Origin of the sequence: Bacillus sp. FSL W7-1582 (genome assembly GCF_038593325.1) — a bacterium.
Taxonomy (GTDB): domain Bacteria; phylum Bacillota; class Bacilli; order Bacillales; family Bacillaceae; genus Bacillus; species Bacillus altitudinis.
The window spans coordinates 1,359,328-1,381,555 of sequence record NZ_CP151987.1; the positions used below are offsets into that span (position 1 = coordinate 1,359,328).

A 22,228-nucleotide genomic window follows, 5' to 3' on the forward strand; every position below is an offset into this window, starting at 1 on the left:
ATTCGTGATGGCACAAATCAAAACAGTTGGTTTTATTGGAATCGGTGTAATGGGACGTAGTATGGCAGGGCATTTAATGGATGCTGGCTACGAAGTTCTCGTTTATACAAGAACAAAAGCAAAGGCAGACACATTGGTTCAAAAAGGTGCTCATTGGAAATCGACCGTAAAGGAGATCGCAAAGGAGGCAGATGCCGTCATCACAATGGTCGGGTATCCATCAGATGTAGAAGAAGTCTATTTAGGAGAAGATGGACTCGTGACACATGCTGCGCCTGGTACATACCTCATTGATATGACCACATCGAAACCTCAGCTGGCAAAAGAAATTGAAACGAAAGCGAAGGAAAAAGGACTATTTGCATTAGATGCGCCGGTCTCTGGCGGAGACGTTGGAGCCCAAAACGGCACGCTGGCCATCATGATTGGTGGAGAAAAAGCGGCCTATGAAGCGTGCCTGCCGCTATTTCAGCAAATGGGAGAAAATATTCAATATCAAGGACCTGCAGGAAGTGGTCAGCATACAAAAATGTGTAACCAAATTGCTATCGCAGCAGGGATGGTAGGTGTGGCTGAGGCAATGGCCTATGCTGAAAAATCAGGACTTGATCCAGAGCAGGTACTTAAAAGCATCACAACAGGAGCAGCCGGCAGCTGGTCTTTGTCAAACCTTGCACCAAGAATGCTGAAAGGTGATTTCGAGCCAGGATTTTATGTGAAGCATTTTATTAAGGATATGGGCATTGCACTTGAAGAAGCAGAGCTGATGGGAGAAGAGATGCCAGGCCTTTCACTAGCGAAGTCATTATATGAAAAGCTCAGCGAACAGGGCGAAGAAAACAGCGGAACACAAAGCATCTATAAATTATGGGTGAAATAAAAAAACTGCCCCGCCTAGGTGGAACAGTTTGTAGCGTGTAAACAAGCCCTCACATGGCTGAAAAAAGAAGACAAACTAAAAACCTGTCCCAAATAGAGACAGGTTTTTTTGATCTTATTTTCCGATGAATTGCTGCGTCCAGTAGTTACCAGATTTCACATAACCTACACCGATATGTGTATAGTTTTTGTTTAAAATGTTCGCTCTGTGACCTTCACTGTTCATCCAAGCTGTTACTACTTCTTGAGGTGATCTTTGACCTTGAGCAATGTTTTCACCTGCTGTTTTGTACGTGATACCAAATTGCTTCATTTGATCAAATGGAGATCCGTAAGTTGGGCTTGTATGAGAGAAATAGTTTTTATCTTTCATATCTTGTGATTTAGCGCGAGCAGATTTGCTTAATTTAGAATCAACAGAAAGAGCTTTTAAGCCTTGTTTTGCACGCTCTTTATTTGTCAGCTCAACCACTTCTTGTTCAAATGCATTTAAGCTGCTGTCTGCTTTTGTTGCAGTTGTGTCTTTTTGATCAGATTTTGAGCTGTTGTTCGTTGTGTTTTCTTTTGCTGGTGTGCTTGGTTTAGAAGTAGCTGGTTTTTTCACTGATTCTTGTTTTTGCTCATTTTTTGCTTTATTAACTTCTTTCACCACTTTTGTACCAGTAACAGGTTGACCACTTTTGATCAGCTTGTTTAATAGAGCTTCGATCTCTTTTTGATTTGAAGTGCTTAGCTTGTTTACATCTGAAGAGATATGTAATTTTGCAGCTAATGTATGAAGATCAATGGCTTGATGCTGTACGTTTATGACTTGTTTCAGGTTAAGCTCTTTCGCATCAGCTGAATGCCCTCCAGTGAACGTGATCAATGCAGCAGCTGTCAGCGCTGAAAAAATGAATGATTTCTTTTTCATTTTGTAACTCCTCCTAAAATCTTTGTTTTGTTTTCTCACAGAAAATCATAACATGGACTTTTTGTTATAAACGTACCAGCATCCTCCATTGACAACGCCCGTTTGTCATTTTTGTTAAAGTCATAGAAAGAGTCTCTTCATATCAATGAATGGAGAATCTTTCTATTTAAAGAAAACGACATAAACATACCAATATTTTAAAGTGTTAGTATATTTTTTTGCAGAATAGGGATTGACAGCTTTTTTTCACTTGTTTCGCTGTAACAACTATTACAAAAGTGTTACAATAATGAGTGGTAATTGTAAAAGATTGAAAGGATGAGAGGAGCTACATAAGTGGGAGAGAAACAGCATCAAGGTGCTGCCGAGCAGAAAAAAATGAAGCGCCGGAACGCCTGGAGAATTAATCTCTTTTTCTTCGCTGTATTTAGTTTATTTGCTGGACTTGTCATCAAGCTCGGTGTGCTGCAAATCGTCAATGGTGAGGATTATAAAAAGCAAGCCAACCGAACTGAGGTCAAAACAGCATCATACCCGTCTCCAAGAGGAAAAATGTATGACGCGAGAGGAAGAGTCGTTGTTGATAACGAAAGTGTACCTGCCATCGTTTATACATCAGAAAGCGGTGTGAAAGCGGAGGATAAGATTAAAGTAGCAAGAAAACTTGCGACTTATATAAAAATGGATACAGATTTTTTGAGAGAGCGTGACATTCGAGATTTTTGGCTGGCCAGCCATCCGAAAGAAGCGGATAAGCTCATTTCAAAAGCAGAGCAAAAGAATCTTAAAGCAAAAGATGTCTATCCTCTTCAAGTAGAGCGTGTGCCTAAGAAAGAAGTCAAGGCGATCGAAAAAGATGCAGAGGAAAAAGCAGTTGCAGCGATCTATCGCAGGTTTACAGGCGGATATGCCTTTGAACCTCAAATCGTGAAAGCGATGGACCCGAACGAAGAGAAAAAAGGGGACGAAAAAGTTGCGCTGCTTGATGAAACAAAAGAATCAAAACAGACATCATCCGTAAGTTTGACATACGAAGAGATCTCACTTGTATCAGAGCATCTTGATGAACTGCCTGGTGTAAATGTCATCAATGACTGGACAAGGAAATATCCGTATGAAAAAACCCTCTATAATGTCCTTGGCGGTGTCACCACCCCAGAGCAAGGCATTATAAAAGAGCGTGAAGATTACTATATGGCAAGAGGTTACTCGCGAAATGACCGAGTAGGAAAAAGTTATTTAGAATATCAATATGAGGATTTTCTCAATCCAGAAAAAGCAACTGTTCAATATACACAGGTCGGCGGCAAACTGCTTGATGAAATCAAGCGGACAGAAGGTCGAAGAGGACTTGACCTTGCACTCACATTTGATATGGAGCTGCAAAAGGAAGTCGACAAAATCGTTGAATCAGAGCTAAGATCCGCTAGTGCAAGAAACTATATGATGGACCGTGCCTTTGTTGTGATGATGGACCCTAACACAGGTGATGTTCTCGCGATGTCAGGGAAGAAAATGGACGGCAGGGACGTCACAGATTATGCGATCGGAACATTTACGACACAGTATGAAATGGGCTCTGTTGTCAAAGGAGCTACTGTCCTCTCTGGTTATCAAGATGGCATGTCACACAATCAATCCTATTTGGATACACCGCTGTATTTTGCGGGAAGTGGAGGAAAGCCTAAACAGTCTTACAAAGTTCTTGGATGGGTTAACGACCTTCAGGCACTCCAAAAAAGTTCCAACGTTTACATGTTCCAAGTGGCGATGAGAATGGCAGGGATCACCTATCAAAAAGATGGCCCGTTACGGGCAAGACCTGAACACTTACAAAAAATGAGAAACTACTATGCGCAATTCGGTCTTGGCGTGAAAACAGGCATCGACTTGCCGCAGGAATCAAGCGGAATGCAGACGCATCCTCAGACAGTCGGCGGACTCTTGCTTGATGAAGCGATTGGCCAGTATGACACGTATACACCACTTCAAGTCGCACAATACATGTCGACCATCGCAAATGGAGGTAACCGTATTCAGCCAAGAGTGGTGAAAAGTGTTCACTTCCCAACGAATAAGGAAGAAGTAGGTCCAGTTGTGAAGAAATATGAGCCGAAGGTGCTAAACACCATTAACAACTCGAAAGCAGATATCGACCGCGTCAAAATGGGACTAAAAATGGTCACATCAACAGGCGGGACTGCCGCTGGCCGGTTCGGTCAGCATGATGTCGCAGGGAAAACGGGTACAGCCCAAACCTTCTACTATGGTGCCAACCGGAGCTGGTGGGGGAATGCCACGTACAACTTAACCTTTGGAGGATATTATCCTTCTTCCAATCCGAAAGTGGCATTTAGTGTCGTCACACCGTATGTATCAGATAAAGATCCTGTCATTAAAACCATTCCAAGTAAAATTGTTGATAAGTACGTTGAATTACAAAAGAAATATGAAAAGCAATAAACAGCAGGGAGCACAGCAAGAGAAAGTGCTCCCTTTTTGCTGAAAATATGGACGTTTCACACGAGATTGGGAGGAAAATACGGTTTTTCTAGCGAATCCTTTTTATACATCAAACTAAGGACAGCCCTAAAAAAATTAAAGGAGGGTCGGACGACGATGGAACAAAAAATGAAAGATTCGAATCAGCTGTACTCGAATATTGATTTACATGCCGTTCTTTCTTCTAATGGCCGCTTTCTCTACATTTCTTCCAATTGTAAGCAGCTTTTGTTCTATGAACAAAAGGATTTACTAGGGTGTTTTTTGAAAGACTTTGTTCATACCGAAGATCAATTTCTCGTCGAAAGTTATTTCTATAATCAGCACATGCTAGAGATTTGCCACTTTAGACTGCTTAGAAGTGATCTTACAGCTGTATGGGTAGAAGCAAGCATTGATTTTGTTGCTTGTGATGGGTTAGACAACGATTTAAGTAGAGAAATGATCCTGAAAATGAGGGTAATGAATACAGAGCCTCAAAAAGCAGCATTTCAACCAACAGAAGTGTCAGAACAGTCGTTAGGCAGTCTACCGGCTTTCCAAGATGTCAGTGAAGCTGAAAATCTGATTGCCATGCTGCCAAATCCGTTATGTATTACGGCGCTTGGGAAAATTGTGTATGCCAACGATGCGATGCTGCAATTAATGGGTGTATGTACAAAAGATGAAATGATCGGCAAGTCTGCATTTGATTTTATTGCCGAGGAGTACCATGACATTGTGAGAAGCCGAATCAACAGACTGCAGCAAGGCCTTCCAGTCGGAATGATTGAACAAATATGGAAAAGACAAGACGGGAGCATGATTCATATTGAGGTGAAGTCATCTCCGGCAATTTATCAAAATCAACGGGCAGAACTTTTACTCTTAGTGGACATCTCTTCCCGTAAAAAATTTCAAACCGTTCTTCAAAAAAGCAGAGAGCGGTATCAACTGCTTATCCAAAATTCGATTGATACCATTGCCGTCATCCACGATCATAAATGGGTATTTATGAATGAATCAGGTATTAAATTATTTGAAGCCGAACATTACGATAAATTAATCGGAAAAGATATCTTTCATCAAATCCATTCATGTGATCAGCAAAAAGTCAAAAAGAGCTTATCACGTATTATCGAAAGAGCATCAGATTCTGAGATTGTGACGATGAGCTGCCATACGTTTAAACACCGGTTGATTTATACAGAAATGGTTTGTATCCCTACCACATTTTTTGGTGAAACAGCCGTTCAAATTATTTTAAGAGATATATCTGAACGAAAACAGACAGAAGAACTCATGCTGCGCTCTGAAAAATTATCAATCGCAGGTCAATTGGCAGCAGGCATTGCACATGAAATAAGGAATCCACTGACGGCGATTAAGGGCTTTTTACAGCTTATTAAACCAAAAACAAAAGACCGTGATCAATATTTTGAAATTGTCTTCTCTGAGCTGAGCCGGATTGAAATCATCTTAAGTGAGCTACTAATGCTTGCGAAGCCGCAGCAAACAGCATCCATGCAGACGCTTGATTTGAAAAAAATCATTAGCGAAGTCACCGCTCTGCTAGAAACACAGGCCAACTTAAATGGAATTTTGATGAACACAAGTGATATTGAGGAGGATCTCCTGATGAATGGGGATCAAAACCAGCTGAAGCAGGTGTTTATCAATTTAATCAAAAATGCCGTCGAATCCATGCCGGACGGAGGGAAGGTAGACATTACCGCCAAAGCCGAAAAAGAAGGGATACTTGTCACGATTAGAGATGAAGGAATTGGTATTCCTGAATCGGTCATGAAGCGGATCGGCGAACCTTTTTTAACGACAAAAGAAAAGGGAACAGGGCTTGGGCTCATGGTGACATTTAATATTTTAGAAAATCACAACGGAACCATCCGGGTAGATAGCCACCCAGAGAAAGGGACTGTGTTTCACATCATGTTTCCCGCAAAATAAAAACAACGGCAAGAGAGCCGTTGTTTCATCCGTCTGTTGATTGTATGGAACGCTTTTCAAGTACAAATTGTTCGAGACGGTCAAGTCCTTCTTTTAACGTTTCAAGTGAATATGCATAGGAAAGGCGCACATATCCTTCTCCAAGTGAAGAGAAAGCAGAACCAGGTACGACCGCAAGTTTTGTACTTTCTAACAACTCCATGCAAAAATCAAATGAACTCATCCCAAACGATTCAATGGAAGGGAAAATATAAAAAGCGCCGGAAGGCTTAATGACCGGAAGCCCCATAGAAATGAGTCGATCATATACATAGTCGAGTCTTTTCTTATATTGCTCTCTCATGATTAGTGCATCATCCACACCGTTTGTCACTGCTTCAAGTGCCGCCTTTTGTGAGATAGCCGAGGCACAAGACACGTTATATTGATGTACTTTTAATACATGTTTAGCAATAGGAGCGGAAGCAAATAAAAAGCCGATTCTCCATCCGGTCATGCTATGAGATTTTGACAGTCCATTGATGACAATCGTCTGTTCCTTTAAGAAAGAAGCAATGGAATGATGTGGACGATCAAATGTCAGCTCACTATAAATTTCATCAGATAGAATAAAAATATCCTTTCCTTCAAGAAGCTGTGCAATTTCTTTCAATTCTTCTTCTGATAGCGTGACCCCAGTTGGATTTGAAGGGTATGGAAGGACAACACACTTTGTCTTTTCCGTTAATGCATCTTCAATCAGCTTGGCATTTAATTTAAAACCGGCATTTGTTGTGTCAATATGCACGGGCACCGCACCGCACATCCGAATGATCGGTTCATAGCCAGGGTACACAGGGCCGGGCAGGATGACCTCATCGCCTTCAGTCAAAATGGTTCGAAACGCAGCATCAATTGCTTGACTCGCACCTGTTGTCACAATGATTTCTGTCTCTGCATCATAATCAAGATGGACTTTCTTTTTGATGTATTGCTGGATCGCTTGTCTTAGCTCTAGAAACCCAGCGTTATGAGTATACGAGGTGAAATTCTCGTCAATGGCTGTTTTGGCAGCTGTTTTGACATGATGCGGCGTATAAAAATCGGGCTGACCTATGGTCAATGAAACGACATCCTCATATGAAGATACGAGATTTGAAAATGTTCGAATGCCTGAAATTTCAATATCCTTTACTCTTGGATTCAGCAAATGCTCCATTTCTCATCACCTTAAAAATTTATGTTTTTATCCTATTTTACCATTCACTGCATAAATGTCACCTGCGGAAAGGCTTCGGATATCGTTATATGTAGTCTATTCTCCTATCCATCACAGCATGAGTGATAGATGAAGAAAGAGCAACATTTATTATAGCGTAACCTGCTCGGAAAATACAGCTCTGCTTAAGATGATTAGAATAAGGCAAAACGGTATAAACTGAAAGAACGAGAGAATCGAGTCATGGGAATTGCTTTCACAGGCATACGATCTCCTGAAGGAGGACGATAATAGATGGATCAATCAGCAAAGACATCGAAAATAGCCTTTTTATCCGTCATGAGTAATACGTTTGTTGTGGTCCTTAAAATCATTGTAGGGGTGTTAACTGGATCTGTTGCGGTTTTATCAGAAGCCATTCACTCTTTTCTCGATTTAATGGCCTCTTTTATTGCATTTATCTCTGTTCGTATTTCAAGAAAGCCGGCAGATTCAAAACATCCTTATGGACATGGGAAAGTTGAGAATATTTCTGGAACGATTGAAACTTTGTTGATTTTTGTTGCTGGGATTTGGATCATTTATGAATGTGTTCATAAATTAATGCATCCAGAGCCTGTTAAACTGCCGGTACTTGGTATTGTGGTCATGCTGATCGGGGCACTTATCAATTTTGTTGTGTCGAGAGTTGTGAACAAAGAGGCAGAGCGAGTACATTCTGTTGCCATGAAATCGAATGCGCTGCATCTTTTAACAGATGTGTTTACGTCACTAGGGGTTGCCATTAGTTTATTGCTTGTTGCATTAACGGACTGGTATTTCCTCGATCCGATTATTGGAATGGTGCTAGCGCTCTATATTATGCGTGAAGCGTTTAAACTCATGAAGGAAGCCTTCCCGCCGCTTGTCGACGCCCGGTTAACCCCGGAAGAAGAACAAGCGATAGAGGCCATCATTCAAACATTCAGCCAAGAATTCATTGAATATCATGACTTTCGAACAAGACGATCCGGTGCTGAAGAATATATTGACTTCCATTTGATTGTTCATGGAAAAACAACCATTGAAGATGTTCACCAATTATGTGATAGAATTGAAGAGAACATCCAGCAGGCGTTTCCGCATGCACAAATCTTTATTCATGTAGAACCTGAAAGTGAAAGAAGCACACAAACGTAAAAAGGCGATACCACCTCTTTGAAGGTTGTATCGCCTTTTTTTACGCTTCATCTATGAAATGAAATTAATATCCATAAGCAGTATCGTAATCTTCATACCAAGAGATATAAGCAGTATCTTCATTAGATAAACCATGTTTCATATCTAAAAAATCAGCTTCGCAAATATCTTCAATCACAGTCATTTCGTTGTTCTTTAATAGTACGACAGTTCCCATAATGAACACCTTTCTTTAAAAAATCCTTGACTATTGTACCATGTGAAACGTGATTGTCAACAGAAGAATCGAAATGAGAGGAAAATATCACAAAATGTTAAAAAATCAGGCGTTGAAAGAACTAGATGTGCCATAATTTTCGTGAATTTTCAGTATTTATTCACATAAATCATCATTGAAAAATGATCTAAAATTCATGTAAAAATGTAAAGCTCCATTGATCTTGCGATATTCATAAGATATAATAACGAATGATTATAAGAAATTTATAGAAAACATACATAATAAAGGAGAAATAGGATGGAAACAAACATGTCAGAAGCACCTATTCAAGAAGAAAAACATCCTGAACTAGCTGGAGTAGGTTATCGTTTTCTTGCTCATCTTTTAGACGGTGTCATTATTAGTGTACCATTTTCAATCATTGTATTTATTCTCGCAACACTCTTTTTTGTCTCAAGCCCTGAGGCGGCATTTTTAATGTATGATGATAGCTATTACTATTCTTCAACGGTGATCACGGATGAAGAATGGGCAGTCATTGTGGGCCTTCTCTTTTTCTATGGCGTAACGACCTTAATCGGTATCGCGGTGACTTGGCTTTATTATGCGATCATGGAATCATCAAAGTTGCAAGGAACTCTTGGCAAGATGGCTCTTGGCATCAAAGTGACAAAAGTAACGGGTGGAAAAATAACATTCGGGCGCGCGACAGGCCGCTTTTTTGCAAAAGGCTTTTTGTCTCCAATCTTATTCATTGGCTACATCATTGCGTTTTTCACAGAAAAAAAACAAGCACTTCACGACTTGATTGCAAGTACCATTGTCGTAAAGAAATAATGAAAAGAAGCACCTCTGCTAAATAGTACGGGGTGCTTTTTGTATAGATTGCTTGTATGGAAGAGGGAAACGTCACATAAAGTAGAATGATAGTGAAAATAAAGCAGAGAAGGGAGTCAATCTATTGAAAAGAGGGAAAATGACCGTTCAGAAAAAAGGGGCAAGCTTCGGGCTCTTTTTCACAGCACCTGTTTTGGCCTGGGCATTGTATGATTTTGCAAATACGATATTTTCATCGAATATGATCACCATTTTCTTCCCATTTTACTTGCAGGAGACGATAGGCGACAGTGCGAGGATGGATCAAATCGCCAGTACATTTATTTCTTATGCGAACGCACTTGCAAGCTTTTTCCTCGTCATTTTTACGCCTTTATATGGTGTGCTGATTGATCGTACAGGGAAAAAGAAGCGGTATATCACGGTGTTTACCCTGATTTGTATTGCCTGTACCTTTATGATGGGGATCTTTGCTGGGATTGATTTCTCAAGCGAATGGTTTGGTCTTCCTGTCTCCTTATTGGTGGTGGTTACCTTGTTCGTCATCGCCAAATTTTTCTATCACTCTAGTCTTGTTTTTTATGACACCATTTTGCCCGATCTTGGGACAAAGGATGAAATCCCCCTCATTTCTGGATTCGGTATTGCTGTCGGCTATTTAGGTACACTTGTCGGCCTTTCTGTTTATTTACTTGTAGGAAATGACCAGTTTCATGAAGCATTTATTCCGACAGCCCTTTTATTCTTTCTCTTTTTTCTGCCCTTTCTCTTTATTATAAAAGATCCTCAACCTCTCCCGCAGCAAGAGAAAAAGTCGTCTTTTTTCAGCGGGTATAAAGAGATTATTCGTACGTTTAAAGAGATGAAGCAGTACAAACCGGCCTTTATTTTTATGATCGCTTTCTTTTTTATGAATGATGCGTTGCAGACAGCGATTGCGATGATGGCTGTTTATGCAAAAATTATCATTGGTTTTACGGCAGGTCAATTTATTTTGCTTTATCTTGTGTCCACGATTTCAAGTATCATTGGCTCGTTTCTATTCGGATATGTCACAAAGGCCATCGGGGCAAAGCGCTCGATTACAGTCGTGTATGTCATTTTAATTGTGGCGCTCATTCTAGCTGTGACAGCGACAACTGAATGGGTCTTCTGGGTAGCAGGCAGTTTATTTGGAATTTCACTTGGCGCGAGCTGGGGATCATCACGAATCCTCATTATTGAGCTGACGCCTAAAGAAAAACGAGGACAATTTTTTGGGCTCTTTGCGTTTTCGGGAAAGGTGTCTTCAATCGTCGGTCCCATCATTTATGGCTCCGTCACACTGCTATTTGCAGCACATGGGAATCTCGCAAGCCGTCTTGCATTAGGGTCTTTGCTCATCCTTGCAGCCATAGGACTTGTGATTCATCAATTCGTGCGAGAGAAAGCGTAAAGAAACGTCAACTTTTTACCCATGCTGCCGATATAAAAAGTACAATCTTATATTGAAGAATAGAGGGATTTCCGTGGCTTTAAACAAACAAGAAATTTTACTTGACTCTGGTACTAATGAATTGGAAATTGTGAAGTTTGAAATTGGTTCAAATCAATTCGGCATTAACGTCATGAAAGTAAGAGAAATTATTCAGCCAGTTGAGGTGACAGTTGTACCGCACTCTCACCAAGATGTAGAAGGAATGATTAGTTTACGAGGCGAGATTTTACCAGTCATCAATCTATTTTCCTTTTTTAATGTCGAGTCAGATCAGTCAGAACAAGAGAAATACATTGTGACTGAATTCAACCAACGGAAATTTGTGTTCCATACAGGAACGGTATCACAAATTCACCGCGTCAGCTGGGAAGAGATTGAAAAACCAACTGCACTCAATCAAGGAATGGATCGTCATTTAACAGGGATCATCAAGCTTGACGAGAAAATGATTTTCCTTCCAGATTACGAAAAAATCATCTATGATATTGAATCCGCATCTGGTGTAGACACATATCATATGTTTGACGGTGAGAAAGACGAGAGAAGAACAGGGAAGAAGCTGTATGTTGTTGAAGATTCTCCGCTTCTTATGCGCTTATTAACAAATGAATTAACCGAGGCAGGCTATAAAAACATTGTGACCTTTGAAGATGGGAAACAAGCATATGACCATGTCATGGATCTTGTCAGTAAAGGCATTAGTGTGACAGAAGAAATTGATATGATTATTACGGATATAGAAATGCCAAAAATGGATGGACATCGATTAACAAAGCTGCTGAAGGACAATCCTTTAACACAGTCCATTCCAATTCTCATTTTCTCTTCATTAATTACGGACGATCTGCGTCATAAAGGGGAAACCATCGGTGCAGATGATCAAATTAGTAAACCAGAAATTCATCAGTTGATTGAAAAAGTAGATCATTTTATTATCTAAAGAAAAAACCACTCGCTTTGAGTGGTTTTTCAGCGTGTAGACAAACCCTCGCATTCTTTGTCAGTCCTGCGTGCTGGTGCTCACGAATGTCAAATTCGCTCCGCGCCAGTACTCGTCCTTCCTAGAGCTGCAAAGGTTTTCTATCACGCTGAAAAGAAGACAAAGAGCTAAAATAAACAACATTTTAGCCCTTTGTCCATAATCTGAAAAACCACTCGCTTTGAGTGGTTTTTCTGTTTAAAAATAACTTTCCCCGAGCCGTTTGAAGACGGGTTTTGTATAATGTGATTTTTGTTTTGTGGCGGCAGGTTTTTCTTTTAAACCGACATACGTTTGAAGTATTTGTTTCGCTCGATTTAATGACATATTCGCTTTTGGATTGCGATATGATTGATTTAAATTTCCTAAGTGTGGCAAAAATTCGAAGTCTTCTTTAGTTGGTGGCAGATGAAAATAATAATCTCCAATTTCAATCAGCACGTCGGACTGTTGTTGACTATATTTGGGATTGTTAGAGAAATGTAGGCCCACTTTTCTTCCTTTACCTTCTTGCAATAGTTTTTGCAGCGCACGTTTTTTCAAAAGATAAAGAAACTTGGGATTTGGTGCGGTTTTAGCATGGCGGTTAACAGTATAAATGGCTTTTGCGATGTTTTCTGCTGTAGGTTCTATGTCTTTAGTATGAGCATAATCGTCCATTTTTTCTCTCCTTTGTCTTTCGTCTTCCTGTGCTTAGTATAAATTATACGTTTTTATTAGTAAATTGCAAATAGACTTATTGTAAAAACCATTAGATTTTCATCACTCTTATTTACAATAGCCATTCATGATGATTCTGAAACGTGAAGAAGAACAATGAATGAATCCTTCTTAGCAAGAGCACCATCATTTATCCGGTATCCTTTCCAACTAGGCGTTTCAGTTGGATGTAAACGACGCCTTTGATTTTCTATATGATAAAGGTGTTGTATTTTTTATTCTTTTAAAAATATTAATAAAATAGCTAGTGCTGCTGAATCCAACTTGGTAGGCGATTTCTGTTATGTTTAAGTCCGTCTTTTGAAGCAAAATGAGGCTTTGTTGAATTCGATATTCATTCACATAATGTATAGGAGATTTCTTTAAAATATCATTGAAATATCTACAGCATTCAGAGCGGCTTAATTGTCCTTCACGAGCGATATCTTGAAGAAGAACCTTTTCATGATAATGTTCATGAATCCAATTCAGCATATGTTTCATACGTTCATTTCTATCGTGCTTACGAGCATCATATGTCAGTTGAAAACGATTTTGTAAAAGGCATTTCCAAATCGTGATGAGCTGTATATTAAGTTCGAGTTCATAATATGCCGGAGTTTGTTCGATTAATCGTTGAATGATTTGTATACATTGATAGATTCGGTTTGGCCATCCGTCTTTTCGGTTGAATAAAATAAAAGGTGTTTGACTCGCATGCATATATGGATGAACGAACGTGGTGAATAACTCATTGGCTGTGATGAAGTGAGGTGAAACGTTTAAACAAATATAAGTACATGTCGTCCCATTTGCATCCTTTGCCATGTGTAAGCAGCCACTGTTGATGAATACACCATCTCCTTGCTGAATGTTCAATATCTTCTCGTTAATGTGAAACTCAGCCTCTCCCTCCAAAATAAAGACGAATTGAAATTCGTCGTGCCAATGAAGAGGGATATATCCGCTCATATGATCACGAATCTTTGAATGATATAGAGCAATAGGCCATGTGGTGGTTGAATGCTCCGTTAATTCTTTCAGATTGTTGTCAATAAGAAAATGATGATTGTGCATGGTTCTCCTCAATATTCTTTTATTTTTATGTTCAATTGATATATCAATATGTAAAAAATTGAACTACTATCAACTATATTATCATGATTTTTTTAGAATTGAGGAGAATAAAAATGAAGAGGAGAAAGGGAATTTTTCTTGTACTGATAGGAGCTATCTGTTGGGGAGTAGGAGGAACCGTTTCACAAAAATTGTTTCAGCAATATGGAATTGACGTCAATTGGCTGGTCACTGTCAGGCTGCTCATTTCAGGCGGGTTGCTTTTATTTGTTCATTACATGACGAAAGAACGCACGCAATTGATTGGCGTGTTGAAAATGAAGAGTACGGCCATTCAAGTGCTGATATTTGGACTAATGGGCATGTTAGCTGTTCAATATACTTATATGGTGTCCATTCATCATGGGAATGCTGCGGTGGCTACATTGCTACAGTATACAGCACCTGTCATGATTATCGTGTATCTAGTATTTCGCCGGCAATCCACTTTTACAAAAAGAGATATGTTGACGGGCGTATTGGCTTTGGTTGGCATGTTTCTCTTATTGACGAATGGTTCCGTTTCCACATTAACTGTTCCAGCTGTCGCGGTATTTTGGGGAATACTATCAGCCGTGGCATTGTCCTTTTATACGTTATATCCAATCAAGCTGTTAAAACAATTCGATTCACTTGTTGTTGTTGGCTGGGCGATGCTTATAGGGGGAGCTGCCCTTAGCTTGGTCCATCCTCCATGGAAGGTGAATCTGTCTCAATTACCTTTTGAAGCGTATATTTATTTATTATTTGTCATTGTATTTGGAACGATGGTCGCTTTTTGGTTTTACATCGAAAGTTTGAAGTATTTATCTCCGAAAGACTCAAGCTTAATTGGAAGTGTCGAACCCCTTGCAGCAGTGATAACCACTGTTTTCTGGTTAAAAGAGCCATTTGGTCTTTTCCAGTGGATAGGGACAGCGTGTTTTGTATACATGATATTATTCATGGCATTATACCAGCCTAAAATAAGAGGGGAAAAGAAGAAATTGGGTTCATTGATAGATGATAGGTAAATTAAATATGTGAAATGTATATAAAGTGAACTATTAAACATAGATAACTACCTATTTTAAAATAAATGGGTAGTTAATGACTTATATGAGAACGGGATTGCCGGATAAAATCTACCATATGCAAGACAATCAAAGTCGAACATATGGCTTAAAAACATGGACTATTTCGTATGGCTAGAATAAGCACAGTAAAAACAGCCGTTAAAATCAGTTTCACACGTCATTTTTTTGGCTTCATCCATGGCGCTTTCACTGTTCATGTGCAGACCAATCAACGTACGACTTGCTGCATCACCTAAAAATGCGCAGTCTTCTGTATGTACAACATATTGTCCTTGATCATTTTTTGTATGAATAAAATAATAGCTTTTTAGCATACCCCTCACCTCCAACCTGACTATCCTACTATAAAACTTCCAATAATGTAAAGGTTTTTTATTAAAATTGTTGCAATTTTATGCACATTCCTTTTATTTTATAAAAAGGAAAATATATTATAAAATATGAAGATCAAAGTCAATGAGGACAGAAAGGACGGTTTAGATTGAAAGATATTTTAACTCCTTTATTGGTCGCTTTTGTCGTTGGAGGCATTGTGTACGTGATAGATGATCGGCCGATTCATCCTTTTCTTCTTTTTCTCATCTTATTTATTAGCATTTATACAGTCGATAGAATCGTTCATTTTGCTTCGAATCATTTCCATGAGCAGAAAAAATAATCGTCGTTTATGTTACACCCATGAAAAAAGGACTTTCTATAGAAGAAAGTCCTTTCAGCGTGTAGACAAACCCTCGCAATCTTTGTCAGTCCTGCGTGCTGGTGCTCACGAATGTGAAATTCGCTCCGCTCCATTACTCGCCCTTCCTAGACTGCAAAGGTTTTCTATCACGCTGAAAAGAAGAAAAAGGGCTAAAATAAACATTATTTTAGCCCTTTTTGCTTCATCTATTGTACTCCCTGTCCTTTTAATTCACGTTGCACATCTAAATCGGCAGCTTCTCTGCTGAACTTTGGCAGTGTAATGAAGTAAAAAAGGAAAACGAGTAAAATAATAATACCCATTCCGTAATAAATGTAAGAAACATTGGTGATGAGCTTTGGAAATAACACGGCAATTAAACCTAGCGTCATTGATTGTGCAAACATGGTGAGCGGATCAACCCACCCTGATACGCGTCCCATCAGACGAGGGTGAACAATTCTTGGGAGCCAGCCTCCAATGACAATGTTGACTGGACCAATACATGTACCAATGACAAATGATGTGACATAAAATAACCATAATGTATGGGTAGAACCAAGGACAAAAATTAAAATACCTGCAACTAGAATTGGAATCGACATGAGATATTGCATCTTTACCTTTTTCGCAAGAATAGAGCCAAGTAAGCTTCCAACTAGAAGTCCGGCACCGATCGCGATCGTAAAAAAGGATGTATGCAGTTCAAAATGGTCCGGTGAAAGACCGTATTTCATTGTAAACATCGGAAGAACGGCAAATGCGCCATTTACAAGACCAAAAACAAAAAAGCCGAAAATTAAAGAAGCCAATAATTTATTTTTTAAAATATAGAGAATGCCTTCTTTAAAATCTTTTAGAGACGTTTTAACGGTCATGCCTTTCCAGCCTGCTTGTCCATTTGGCTGTCGTGCTTCAATTGGAATATTGCATGATCGAATGAGAATACCGGAAATAATAAAACTGACCAAATCAATGGTAATGGCACCGTGAAGTCCAATCGTTTTATACATAATGGCACCTATTCCAACACCAAATACCATAAACAAACTAAACAGCATCTGATTTAAACCAGCAGCTTTTGCATATTGATCTTTATTTAATATGGCCTGAACGAGAGAGGCTTCAGCTGGATAGAAGAACTTCGTAATGGCACTTCGTATAAACAAGATCAAGAAAATAAGCGGCAGTGAATTAAAATAAATGACGATAAATAAAACGATCGTCAGCCCAGCTCGTATCCAATCACAATTCTCTGCGACTTTTTTACGATCAAAACGGTCTGCGACCACACCGACCATAAAAAAGACAAAGATCGTAGGCAGTGAATACATTAGCTCTGCTAAAGTGGCGTAAGCGGGCTGATGACTAAAATGATCGAGCAAATAAAAGGCAAACGCCATATTGCCTACTGTTGTCCCCATTTGCGAGGCAAGTGCTGCAAAAAAGAGACGAACAAAATTTCTGTTTTTAAAAATATCCATAAATACGCTCCTTAACCTGAAGATCCCACTTTCTATCATATAAAATTTTAACCATTCGTACAATTGATTTCTCCTACTGGCTAATGGTCACAGGTGTTCCATTTGGAACAATTGAAGCAAGTTCGATAACATTCTGATTGTACATGCGAATGCACCCTCTAGACACAGCTTTACCAATTGAAGACGGGTTATTCGTTCCATGGATGCCATAATGAACTTTTGAAAGGCTCAGCCAATAGGCGCCAAAGGGACCTCCTGGGTTTGGCTGTCTGTTGACAATATAATAAGAACCTGTCGGTGTCATGTTTAATATTCTGCCGGTTGCAATCGGGTATGAGCGCAAGAGCTGTGATCCAGAAAACAGCACGAGACGTTTCGCTGAAATTGACACAGATATGCGGTAAGGGATCGTGTTAGGATCCGGTAACCCAGGGATGATGATGACTTCATTTTGTTCTGGTTCGCGGGCTTGAAGTGACGGATTTGCAGCCTTTAAAGCATCTGTTGTTGTTCGAAAATCAAGTGCTATAGAAGCAAGTGTTTCTCCACTTTTTACCGTGTATCGCAGCACGAAAGCACACTCCTTTTACTCAAATAAAAGAAGCCATGATCCCCGCCTCACATATACTATATGGACGGGATCAGGCCCAGTAAGGTTTCTCCTAACATTTGTCATGAGAATGATCTTTGTTTATACATATGCAGGAAAAGGTGATTTGGCTTCTCTTTACACGTGAGATGTTAAGGTGAAAAAAGTGATTTCAGGTTTGGCTAAAAACCGAAGCGGCAGTCTAGTTGTCCCAAGCCCGCGGTTGACATAGATACGGTGCTGATAGCTACCGTATAAGCCTTCGACATATGTACGCCCAAAAGGTGCTGTGAGAATCGGTCCATAGAAAGGAAGCTGTATTTGACCACCATGCGTATGCCCAGAAAGCTGCAAGTTAATAGGTGTTGTTTCAAGCTCTAGTGCGGCATCAGGCTCATGCACAAGCAATAACGTAAAGAGATCAGAAGAGACTTCTCGTTTGATGAAATGGTAATCAGGCATACTCATCATGAGGTCATCCAGTGTAGCGATCTGTATGCGTCTGCCTTCTTTTTCTAAGTGAAACACTTCATTTTTACATAATGTAAAACCGCAGGCTTTCATCGTTTCCTCATATAGATCGATGCCAAATGGTCCGTAGTCATGATTTCCGCATATGGCAAACTTTCCAAACGGAGCATCAAGCTTAGACAAAGAGGCTTTGGCTTTTTCATGTTCTTCAATCGATGATTCAAAATCAACAAGATCACCTGTAAACACAATGAGATCGGGAGATGCAGCGTTGATTTTTTGGACAACAGTCTCTAAATCTTTTGCCGAAAATGTATCACTTAAATGAACGTCACTAAATTGCGCAATTTTAAATTGGTCAAAAGAAGCCGGTAGCTGAGCATCATGAATAGTGAGTGATACGGTGTCGATCATGCGCGGTTCAATGTACCGAGCATAGCTATAACCGGATGTGGTCGCCAAAAGTCCGAGAATACTCGCACCAGCTGCTCCTTTTAAAAACTGCCTACGGGAAAGTTGCTTCATATAAGACTCCTTTAAAAATAAAATTAAGTATAGCATGATTTTTGATGAATCTCCCATATGGTGTATGGAGGGGAAATCATGATATGATAGACGGATAATGAATGAATAGTCATTCAAAACCACAAAGGGGGAGAACAAATGACGAAGCAAACAGTGATTGTCACAGGGGGATCAAGCGGAATGGGGAAGGCGATGGCGACTCATTTGGCACTCGGGGGCTGGAATGTTGTGATTACTGGAAGAACAGAAGAGACCCTTGAAACAACGGCAAATGAAATCAAACAGCAAGGTGGTTCGATCGCTTATTTTCAAATGGACGTGCGAGATCCAGAAGATGCTGATCAAATGGTGAAGTTTGCAGTAGATACATTTGGTGATGTGGATGCACTTATTAATAACGCAGCAGGCAACTTTTTAGTTCCAGCAGAAAAACTTTCTCCTAACGGCTGGAAAGCGGTCATTGATATTGTGCTAAATGGCACCTTTTTTTGCAGCCATGCAGTGGGCAACTATTGGATTCGTCAAAAGAAAAGCGGAAGTATGATCAACATGGTCGCCACATATGCATGGGGGGCTGGTGTTGGTGTAGCGCATTCAGCAGCCGCAAAAGCAGGCGTACTGTCGCTTACCCGAACGCTTGCAGTCGAATGGGGAAAGCAATATCGCATTCGCGTAAATGCCATTGCGCCGGGGCCAATTGAAAGAACAGGTGGTGCAGATAAACTGTGGGAATCAGAAGAGGCTGCCCAAAGAACATTAGATAGTGTTCCGCTCGGTAGACTTGGCACACCAGAAGAAATTGCAGAACTTGCGAGTTTCTTATTATCTGAGCATGCATCTTATATGAATGGAGATTGTATCACGATGGATGGGGGGCAATGGCTCAACCAATCACCATTTTGAATGACCGTGTAAGACCTGCTTTTGATATGGTATAATCACACAAAGAGAGAAGCAGGTGATGAAAATGGTCGATCCATTGGATATTTTAACGAATATTGAAGATGTTTTCCCGCACTATCAAGCGATCTTCAGTGCGGAGGAACAAAAAGTGATAGGCTATGAGATTCTTGGAAGAATGAAGCTTGAGTCGGGAACAGTTAGTCTAGGCTCCTTCTTTACGGATTCATCTATTCCTGACGAATATAAATTGGAAGTAGATCACAAAGTATTAAGTCAAGCGCTTGATCTCTTCACAACCGCAGATGAAGATTTGCTCATCTTTATTAATCATGATGCGAACGTCCTCATGCTTGATCATGGCGAAAGTTTTTTAGAACTTTTAAAAGAATATGAAGCAAAGGGTATTCAGCTTAGCCGGTTTGTCATTGAAATTACTGAACATACGTTTAGCGGCGACATTGAACAGCTTTACCATACGTTAACGTATTATCGTACATATGGGATCAAAATCGCCGTATCTAATATAGGAAAAGAAAGCAGCAATCTTGACCGGATTGCTCTGCTTTCACCTGATCTATTAAAAATAGATCTACAGGCTTTAAGAGCTTCGTCTCCATCTCCTTCCTATGAATATGTGTTATACAGCATTTCACTTCTTGCAAGAAAAATAGGAGCGGCTTTAATCTATGAAGACATTGAAGCGAATTTTCAGCTGCAATATGCATGGAGAAATGGCGGAAGATATTTTCAAGGCTTCTATCTTCACGAGCCTGCGGCACAATTAATTGACCGGAACAAACGAAAAGAAAAGCTTAAAGAAGAATTTCAGCAATTCATTGCCCATGAGAAAAAGAAACTCCAAGCTGTCTATGAACATTCTGAAACCTTTTATAAACGAATACATCAAGCCGTCAGTACGTTAAAAAAATCATGCAGCACAAATGATGAACTTATACAAAAACTGGCACATGAACTAACCGATTGCAGCTTTCGCATTTATATGTGTAATGAAGAAGGGTTTCAAATCACTGGGAATGTGTTTAAGAAAGAGAAAGAATGGCTGTTTCAGCCAGAGTATATAGAGAAAAACTGGAGCTGGCGCCCTTATTTTCTAGCGAATATTCTTCAAATGAGAATTAGCGGAAAAGGATTCTTCAGCGATATCTACAGTGATTTAGAAACTGGAGAACGAATACGTACGTTTTCTTATCCGTTAGAGGGAGACGTGTATTTGTTTGTAGATCTTCCGTATGCTTATCTATATGAGCAGGAAGGATTAATTTAAAAACAGCCGTCATGGCTGTTTTTTTTATTAGAAAAAAGATAGAAAAAATGGTTGACAATGAAACTGATAATCATTATCATTTAGTTATAGAGAGAAGCTACTCTCTGTTCCCCAACCCCTCTATCAGATCAAGATCCAAAAAACTTGGCGCTACCCCCGCCAAGTTTTTTTTGTGCGCCAATCATTCCCTTCATGCATAGGACATCCCAATTCATCCATACACCTTAAATGATGATAGTTAGACAGTAGGAGGGAAAAGTCATGATCAAACGTGACAAGCGGCTGCTGATTGATTTACCAATGCCTGATCACCCAGATGCAAATGGTGCAGCGGCTGTGCAAGAATTACTCGGCGGAAAATTTGGTGAAATGTCCACATTAAATAACTACATGTTTCAATCGTTTAACTTTAGAGGGAAACGAAAGCTCAAACCATTTTATGATCTTGTATCAAGTATTACAGCTGAAGAATTCGGTCATGTAGAGCTTGTGACAACTGCAGTCAATCTCATGATTACGGGAACCACCCATGGGGGCGATCCAGATACGACCCCGATGAAAGCGGCTGTTGATAAACGAAATACGCAGCATTTTATCCAAACGGCACAAACAGGCTATCCGTTTGACTCCATGGCAAAGCCGTGGACAGGTGAGAATGTGTTCTCAAGTGGTAATCTGATTCTGGATCTTCTTCATAACTTCTTCCTAGAGTGCGGAGCTCGTACGCATAAAATGCGCGTATATGAAATGACGGATCACCCTACGGCAAGAGAAATGATCGGTTATTTACTTGTCAGAGGCGGCGTACATGTTGTGGCGTATGCAAAAGCCCTTGAGGTAGCGACAGGAGTAGATGTTGGGAAGATGCTGCCGATTCCAAATCTCGACAATAAATACTTTGATTCTGCAAGAAAGTTTGAAGATCAAAATGTTCATACAAAGCTGTATACATTTAGTGACACGGATTATAAGGATATCAATCAAATTTGGAAAGGAAACCATCCGATTGATGGAAAGCCGCTGACAGTTATTGAGGGCACGCCAAAAGGTGCACCCGTGCCAGATTATAGAGATTTGCCGGAAGAGTTTGCTCCAGGTATTTCAAAAGAAGATTTTGACGAAATTGCGAAACGCCTGATGAGATCGGCTGGTTTATAAAAAACAAGATGCATGAGATAAGAAAAAAGACTCAAAATAAAAAAACAGATTCTTTTTCTTTTTTTGAATTCAAGAGGAAAAATATCATCTGAGAACACTTTATGGTATGATGCTT

21 protein-coding genes are annotated in these 22,228 nt (G+C 39.8%); 12 read left to right on the plus strand and 9 right to left on the minus strand.

The window, feature by feature from the left end:
* Window positions 1–7: 7 nt before the first annotated feature.
* Entirely contained in the window at window positions 8–880 is an 873-nt protein-coding gene (locus tag NSQ11_RS06955; RefSeq protein ID WP_212338816.1) for an NAD(P)-dependent oxidoreductase, read from the plus strand.
* 114 nt (window positions 881–994) lie between these two features.
* On the opposite strand, the gene NSQ11_RS06960 is transcribed toward NSQ11_RS06955, so the two are convergent.
* The gene (locus tag NSQ11_RS06960; protein ID WP_017359431.1) at window positions 995–1,792 is read right to left on the minus strand and encodes a CAP domain-containing protein; all 798 of its coding nucleotides are present in this window, start codon (window positions 1,790–1,792) and stop codon (window positions 995–997) included.
* A 336-nt stretch (window positions 1,793–2,128) separates the two neighbouring features.
* On the opposite strand from NSQ11_RS06960, the gene NSQ11_RS06965 reads away from it, so the two are divergent.
* Window positions 2,129–4,255, plus strand: a complete 2,127-nt coding sequence (locus NSQ11_RS06965) for a penicillin-binding protein 2 (protein WP_046343408.1) — start codon at window positions 2,129–2,131, stop codon at window positions 4,253–4,255.
* A 156-nt stretch (window positions 4,256–4,411) separates the two neighbouring features.
* Window positions 4,412–6,238, plus strand: a complete 1,827-nt coding sequence (locus tag NSQ11_RS06970) for a PAS domain-containing sensor histidine kinase (protein WP_212338818.1) — start codon at window positions 4,412–4,414, stop codon at window positions 6,236–6,238.
* Window positions 6,239–6,263: 25 nt separating this feature from the next.
* Here NSQ11_RS06970 and NSQ11_RS06975 read toward each other — a convergent pair whose 3' ends face one another.
* Window positions 6,264–7,436 carry an aminotransferase A gene (locus tag NSQ11_RS06975; protein ID WP_035392226.1) on the minus strand — a complete coding sequence of 391 codons (1,173 nt, stop codon included), beginning with the start codon at window positions 7,434–7,436 and terminating at the stop codon, window positions 6,264–6,266.
* 294 nt (window positions 7,437–7,730) lie between these two features.
* Here NSQ11_RS06975 and NSQ11_RS06980 point away from each other — a divergent pair, with 294 nt between their 5' ends.
* The gene (locus tag NSQ11_RS06980) at window positions 7,731–8,615 is read left to right on the plus strand and encodes a cation diffusion facilitator family transporter (protein WP_017359428.1); all 885 of its coding nucleotides are present in this window, start codon (window positions 7,731–7,733) and stop codon (window positions 8,613–8,615) included.
* Between the two features lie 64 nt (window positions 8,616–8,679).
* Here NSQ11_RS06980 and NSQ11_RS06985 read toward each other — a convergent pair whose 3' ends face one another.
* A complete protein-coding gene (locus NSQ11_RS06985; protein ID WP_008348040.1) occupies window positions 8,680–8,832 on the minus strand; it encodes a hypothetical protein in 153 nt (50 codons plus the stop codon).
* A gap of 300 nt (window positions 8,833–9,132) precedes the next feature.
* Between NSQ11_RS06985 and NSQ11_RS06990 the strand changes: the two genes are divergently transcribed.
* From NSQ11_RS06990 to NSQ11_RS07000, 3 genes are all read left to right on the plus strand, one after another.
* A complete protein-coding gene (locus NSQ11_RS06990; protein ID WP_007498690.1) occupies window positions 9,133–9,672 on the plus strand; it encodes an RDD family protein in 540 nt (179 codons plus the stop codon).
* A gap of 124 nt (window positions 9,673–9,796) precedes the next feature.
* Window positions 9,797–11,107 (plus strand): MFS transporter, encoded by a 1,311-nt coding sequence (locus NSQ11_RS06995; protein ID WP_017359426.1) that lies wholly within the window; start codon window positions 9,797–9,799, stop codon window positions 11,105–11,107.
* Between the two features lie 73 nt (window positions 11,108–11,180).
* Window positions 11,181–12,089 (plus strand): chemotaxis protein, encoded by a 909-nt coding sequence (locus NSQ11_RS07000; RefSeq protein WP_008348035.1) that lies wholly within the window; start codon window positions 11,181–11,183, stop codon window positions 12,087–12,089.
* 237 nt (window positions 12,090–12,326) lie between these two features.
* Here the strand turns inward: NSQ11_RS07000 and NSQ11_RS07005 are convergent, their stop codons facing one another.
* Both NSQ11_RS07005 and NSQ11_RS07010 read right to left on the minus strand, forming a co-directional pair.
* Window positions 12,327–12,788: a YkyB family protein gene (locus NSQ11_RS07005; protein WP_008356877.1), complete on the minus strand. Its 462-nt coding sequence runs from the start codon at window positions 12,786–12,788 to the stop codon at window positions 12,327–12,329.
* 219 nt (window positions 12,789–13,007) lie between these two features.
* A complete protein-coding gene (locus NSQ11_RS07010) occupies window positions 13,008–13,904 on the minus strand; it encodes a helix-turn-helix domain-containing protein (protein ID WP_081114960.1) in 897 nt (298 codons plus the stop codon).
* Window positions 13,905–14,017: 113 nt separating this feature from the next.
* Between NSQ11_RS07010 and NSQ11_RS07015 the strand changes: the two genes are divergently transcribed.
* A complete protein-coding gene (locus tag NSQ11_RS07015) occupies window positions 14,018–14,956 on the plus strand; it encodes an EamA family transporter (RefSeq protein ID WP_017359424.1) in 939 nt (312 codons plus the stop codon).
* A 161-nt stretch (window positions 14,957–15,117) separates the two neighbouring features.
* Here the strand turns inward: NSQ11_RS07015 and NSQ11_RS07020 are convergent, their stop codons facing one another.
* On the minus strand, window positions 15,118–15,333 hold the full coding sequence (locus tag NSQ11_RS07020) for a hypothetical protein (protein WP_017359423.1): 216 nt from the start codon (window positions 15,331–15,333) through the stop codon (window positions 15,118–15,120).
* A gap of 167 nt (window positions 15,334–15,500) precedes the next feature.
* Between NSQ11_RS07020 and NSQ11_RS07025 the strand changes: the two genes are divergently transcribed.
* On the plus strand, window positions 15,501–15,677 hold the full coding sequence (locus NSQ11_RS07025) for a hypothetical protein (RefSeq protein WP_008348014.1): 177 nt from the start codon (window positions 15,501–15,503) through the stop codon (window positions 15,675–15,677).
* 227 nt (window positions 15,678–15,904) lie between these two features.
* Here the strand turns inward: NSQ11_RS07025 and NSQ11_RS07030 are convergent, their stop codons facing one another.
* The 3 genes from NSQ11_RS07030 to NSQ11_RS07040 all read right to left on the minus strand — a co-directional run bounded on the left by NSQ11_RS07030 (window position 15,905) and on the right by NSQ11_RS07040 (window position 18,767).
* Complete coding sequence (locus NSQ11_RS07030; protein WP_008348012.1) at window positions 15,905–17,182, minus strand: MFS transporter; 1,278 nt, start codon at window positions 17,180–17,182, stop codon at window positions 15,905–15,907.
* A gap of 73 nt (window positions 17,183–17,255) precedes the next feature.
* Complete coding sequence (locus NSQ11_RS07035) at window positions 17,256–17,753, minus strand: L,D-transpeptidase family protein (protein ID WP_008348009.1); 498 nt, start codon at window positions 17,751–17,753, stop codon at window positions 17,256–17,258.
* 156 nt (window positions 17,754–17,909) lie between these two features.
* Window positions 17,910–18,767, minus strand: coding sequence for a metallophosphoesterase (locus tag NSQ11_RS07040; RefSeq protein ID WP_052320945.1), 858 nt, complete (start codon window positions 18,765–18,767; stop codon window positions 17,910–17,912).
* A gap of 138 nt (window positions 18,768–18,905) precedes the next feature.
* Here NSQ11_RS07040 and fadH point away from each other — a divergent pair, with 138 nt between their 5' ends.
* From fadH to NSQ11_RS07055, 3 genes are all read left to right on the plus strand, one after another.
* Window positions 18,906–19,670: a 2,4-dienoyl-CoA reductase gene (gene fadH, locus NSQ11_RS07045; protein ID WP_138825676.1), complete on the plus strand. Its 765-nt coding sequence runs from the start codon at window positions 18,906–18,908 to the stop codon at window positions 19,668–19,670.
* A 64-nt stretch (window positions 19,671–19,734) separates the two neighbouring features.
* Complete coding sequence (locus tag NSQ11_RS07050) at window positions 19,735–20,955, plus strand: EAL-associated domain-containing protein (RefSeq protein ID WP_025207260.1); 1,221 nt, start codon at window positions 19,735–19,737, stop codon at window positions 20,953–20,955.
* Window positions 20,956–21,216: 261 nt separating this feature from the next.
* Complete coding sequence (locus NSQ11_RS07055) at window positions 21,217–22,113, plus strand: manganese catalase family protein (RefSeq protein ID WP_007498675.1); 897 nt, start codon at window positions 21,217–21,219, stop codon at window positions 22,111–22,113.
* Window positions 22,114–22,228 lie beyond the last annotated feature (115 nt).

Coding starts and splice junctions, on each gene's coding strand:
- NSQ11_RS06955 (WP_212338816.1), top strand. CDS start 8: ATGGCACAAATCAAAACAGTTGGTTTTATTGGAATCGGTGTAATGGGA.
- NSQ11_RS06960 (WP_017359431.1), bottom strand. CDS start 1,792: ATGAAAAAGAAATCATTCATTTTTTCAGCGCTGACAGCTGCTGCATTG.
- NSQ11_RS06970 (WP_212338818.1), top strand. CDS start 4,412: ATGGAACAAAAAATGAAAGATTCGAATCAGCTGTACTCGAATATTGAT.
- NSQ11_RS06975 (WP_035392226.1), bottom strand. CDS start 7,436: ATGGAGCATTTGCTGAATCCAAGAGTAAAGGATATTGAAATTTCAGGC.
- NSQ11_RS06980 (WP_017359428.1), top strand. CDS start 7,731: ATGGATCAATCAGCAAAGACATCGAAAATAGCCTTTTTATCCGTCATG.
- NSQ11_RS06985 (WP_008348040.1), bottom strand. CDS start 8,832: ATGGGAACTGTCGTACTATTAAAGAACAACGAAATGACTGTGATTGAA.
- NSQ11_RS06990 (WP_007498690.1), top strand. CDS start 9,133: ATGGAAACAAACATGTCAGAAGCACCTATTCAAGAAGAAAAACATCCT.
- NSQ11_RS07005 (WP_008356877.1), bottom strand. CDS start 12,788: ATGGACGATTATGCTCATACTAAAGACATAGAACCTACAGCAGAAAAC.
- NSQ11_RS07010 (WP_081114960.1), bottom strand. CDS start 13,904: ATGCACAATCATCATTTTCTTATTGACAACAATCTGAAAGAATTAACG.
- NSQ11_RS07015 (WP_017359424.1), top strand. CDS start 14,018: ATGAAGAGGAGAAAGGGAATTTTTCTTGTACTGATAGGAGCTATCTGT.
- NSQ11_RS07020 (WP_017359423.1), bottom strand. CDS start 15,333: ATGCTAAAAAGCTATTATTTTATTCATACAAAAAATGATCAAGGACAA.
- NSQ11_RS07030 (WP_008348012.1), bottom strand. CDS start 17,182: ATGGATATTTTTAAAAACAGAAATTTTGTTCGTCTCTTTTTTGCAGCA.
- NSQ11_RS07040 (WP_052320945.1), bottom strand. CDS start 18,767: ATGAAGCAACTTTCCCGTAGGCAGTTTTTAAAAGGAGCAGCTGGTGCG.
- fadH (WP_138825676.1), top strand. CDS start 18,906: ATGACGAAGCAAACAGTGATTGTCACAGGGGGATCAAGCGGAATGGGG.
- NSQ11_RS07050 (WP_025207260.1), top strand. CDS start 19,735: ATGGTCGATCCATTGGATATTTTAACGAATATTGAAGATGTTTTCCCG.
- NSQ11_RS07055 (WP_007498675.1), top strand. CDS start 21,217: ATGATCAAACGTGACAAGCGGCTGCTGATTGATTTACCAATGCCTGAT.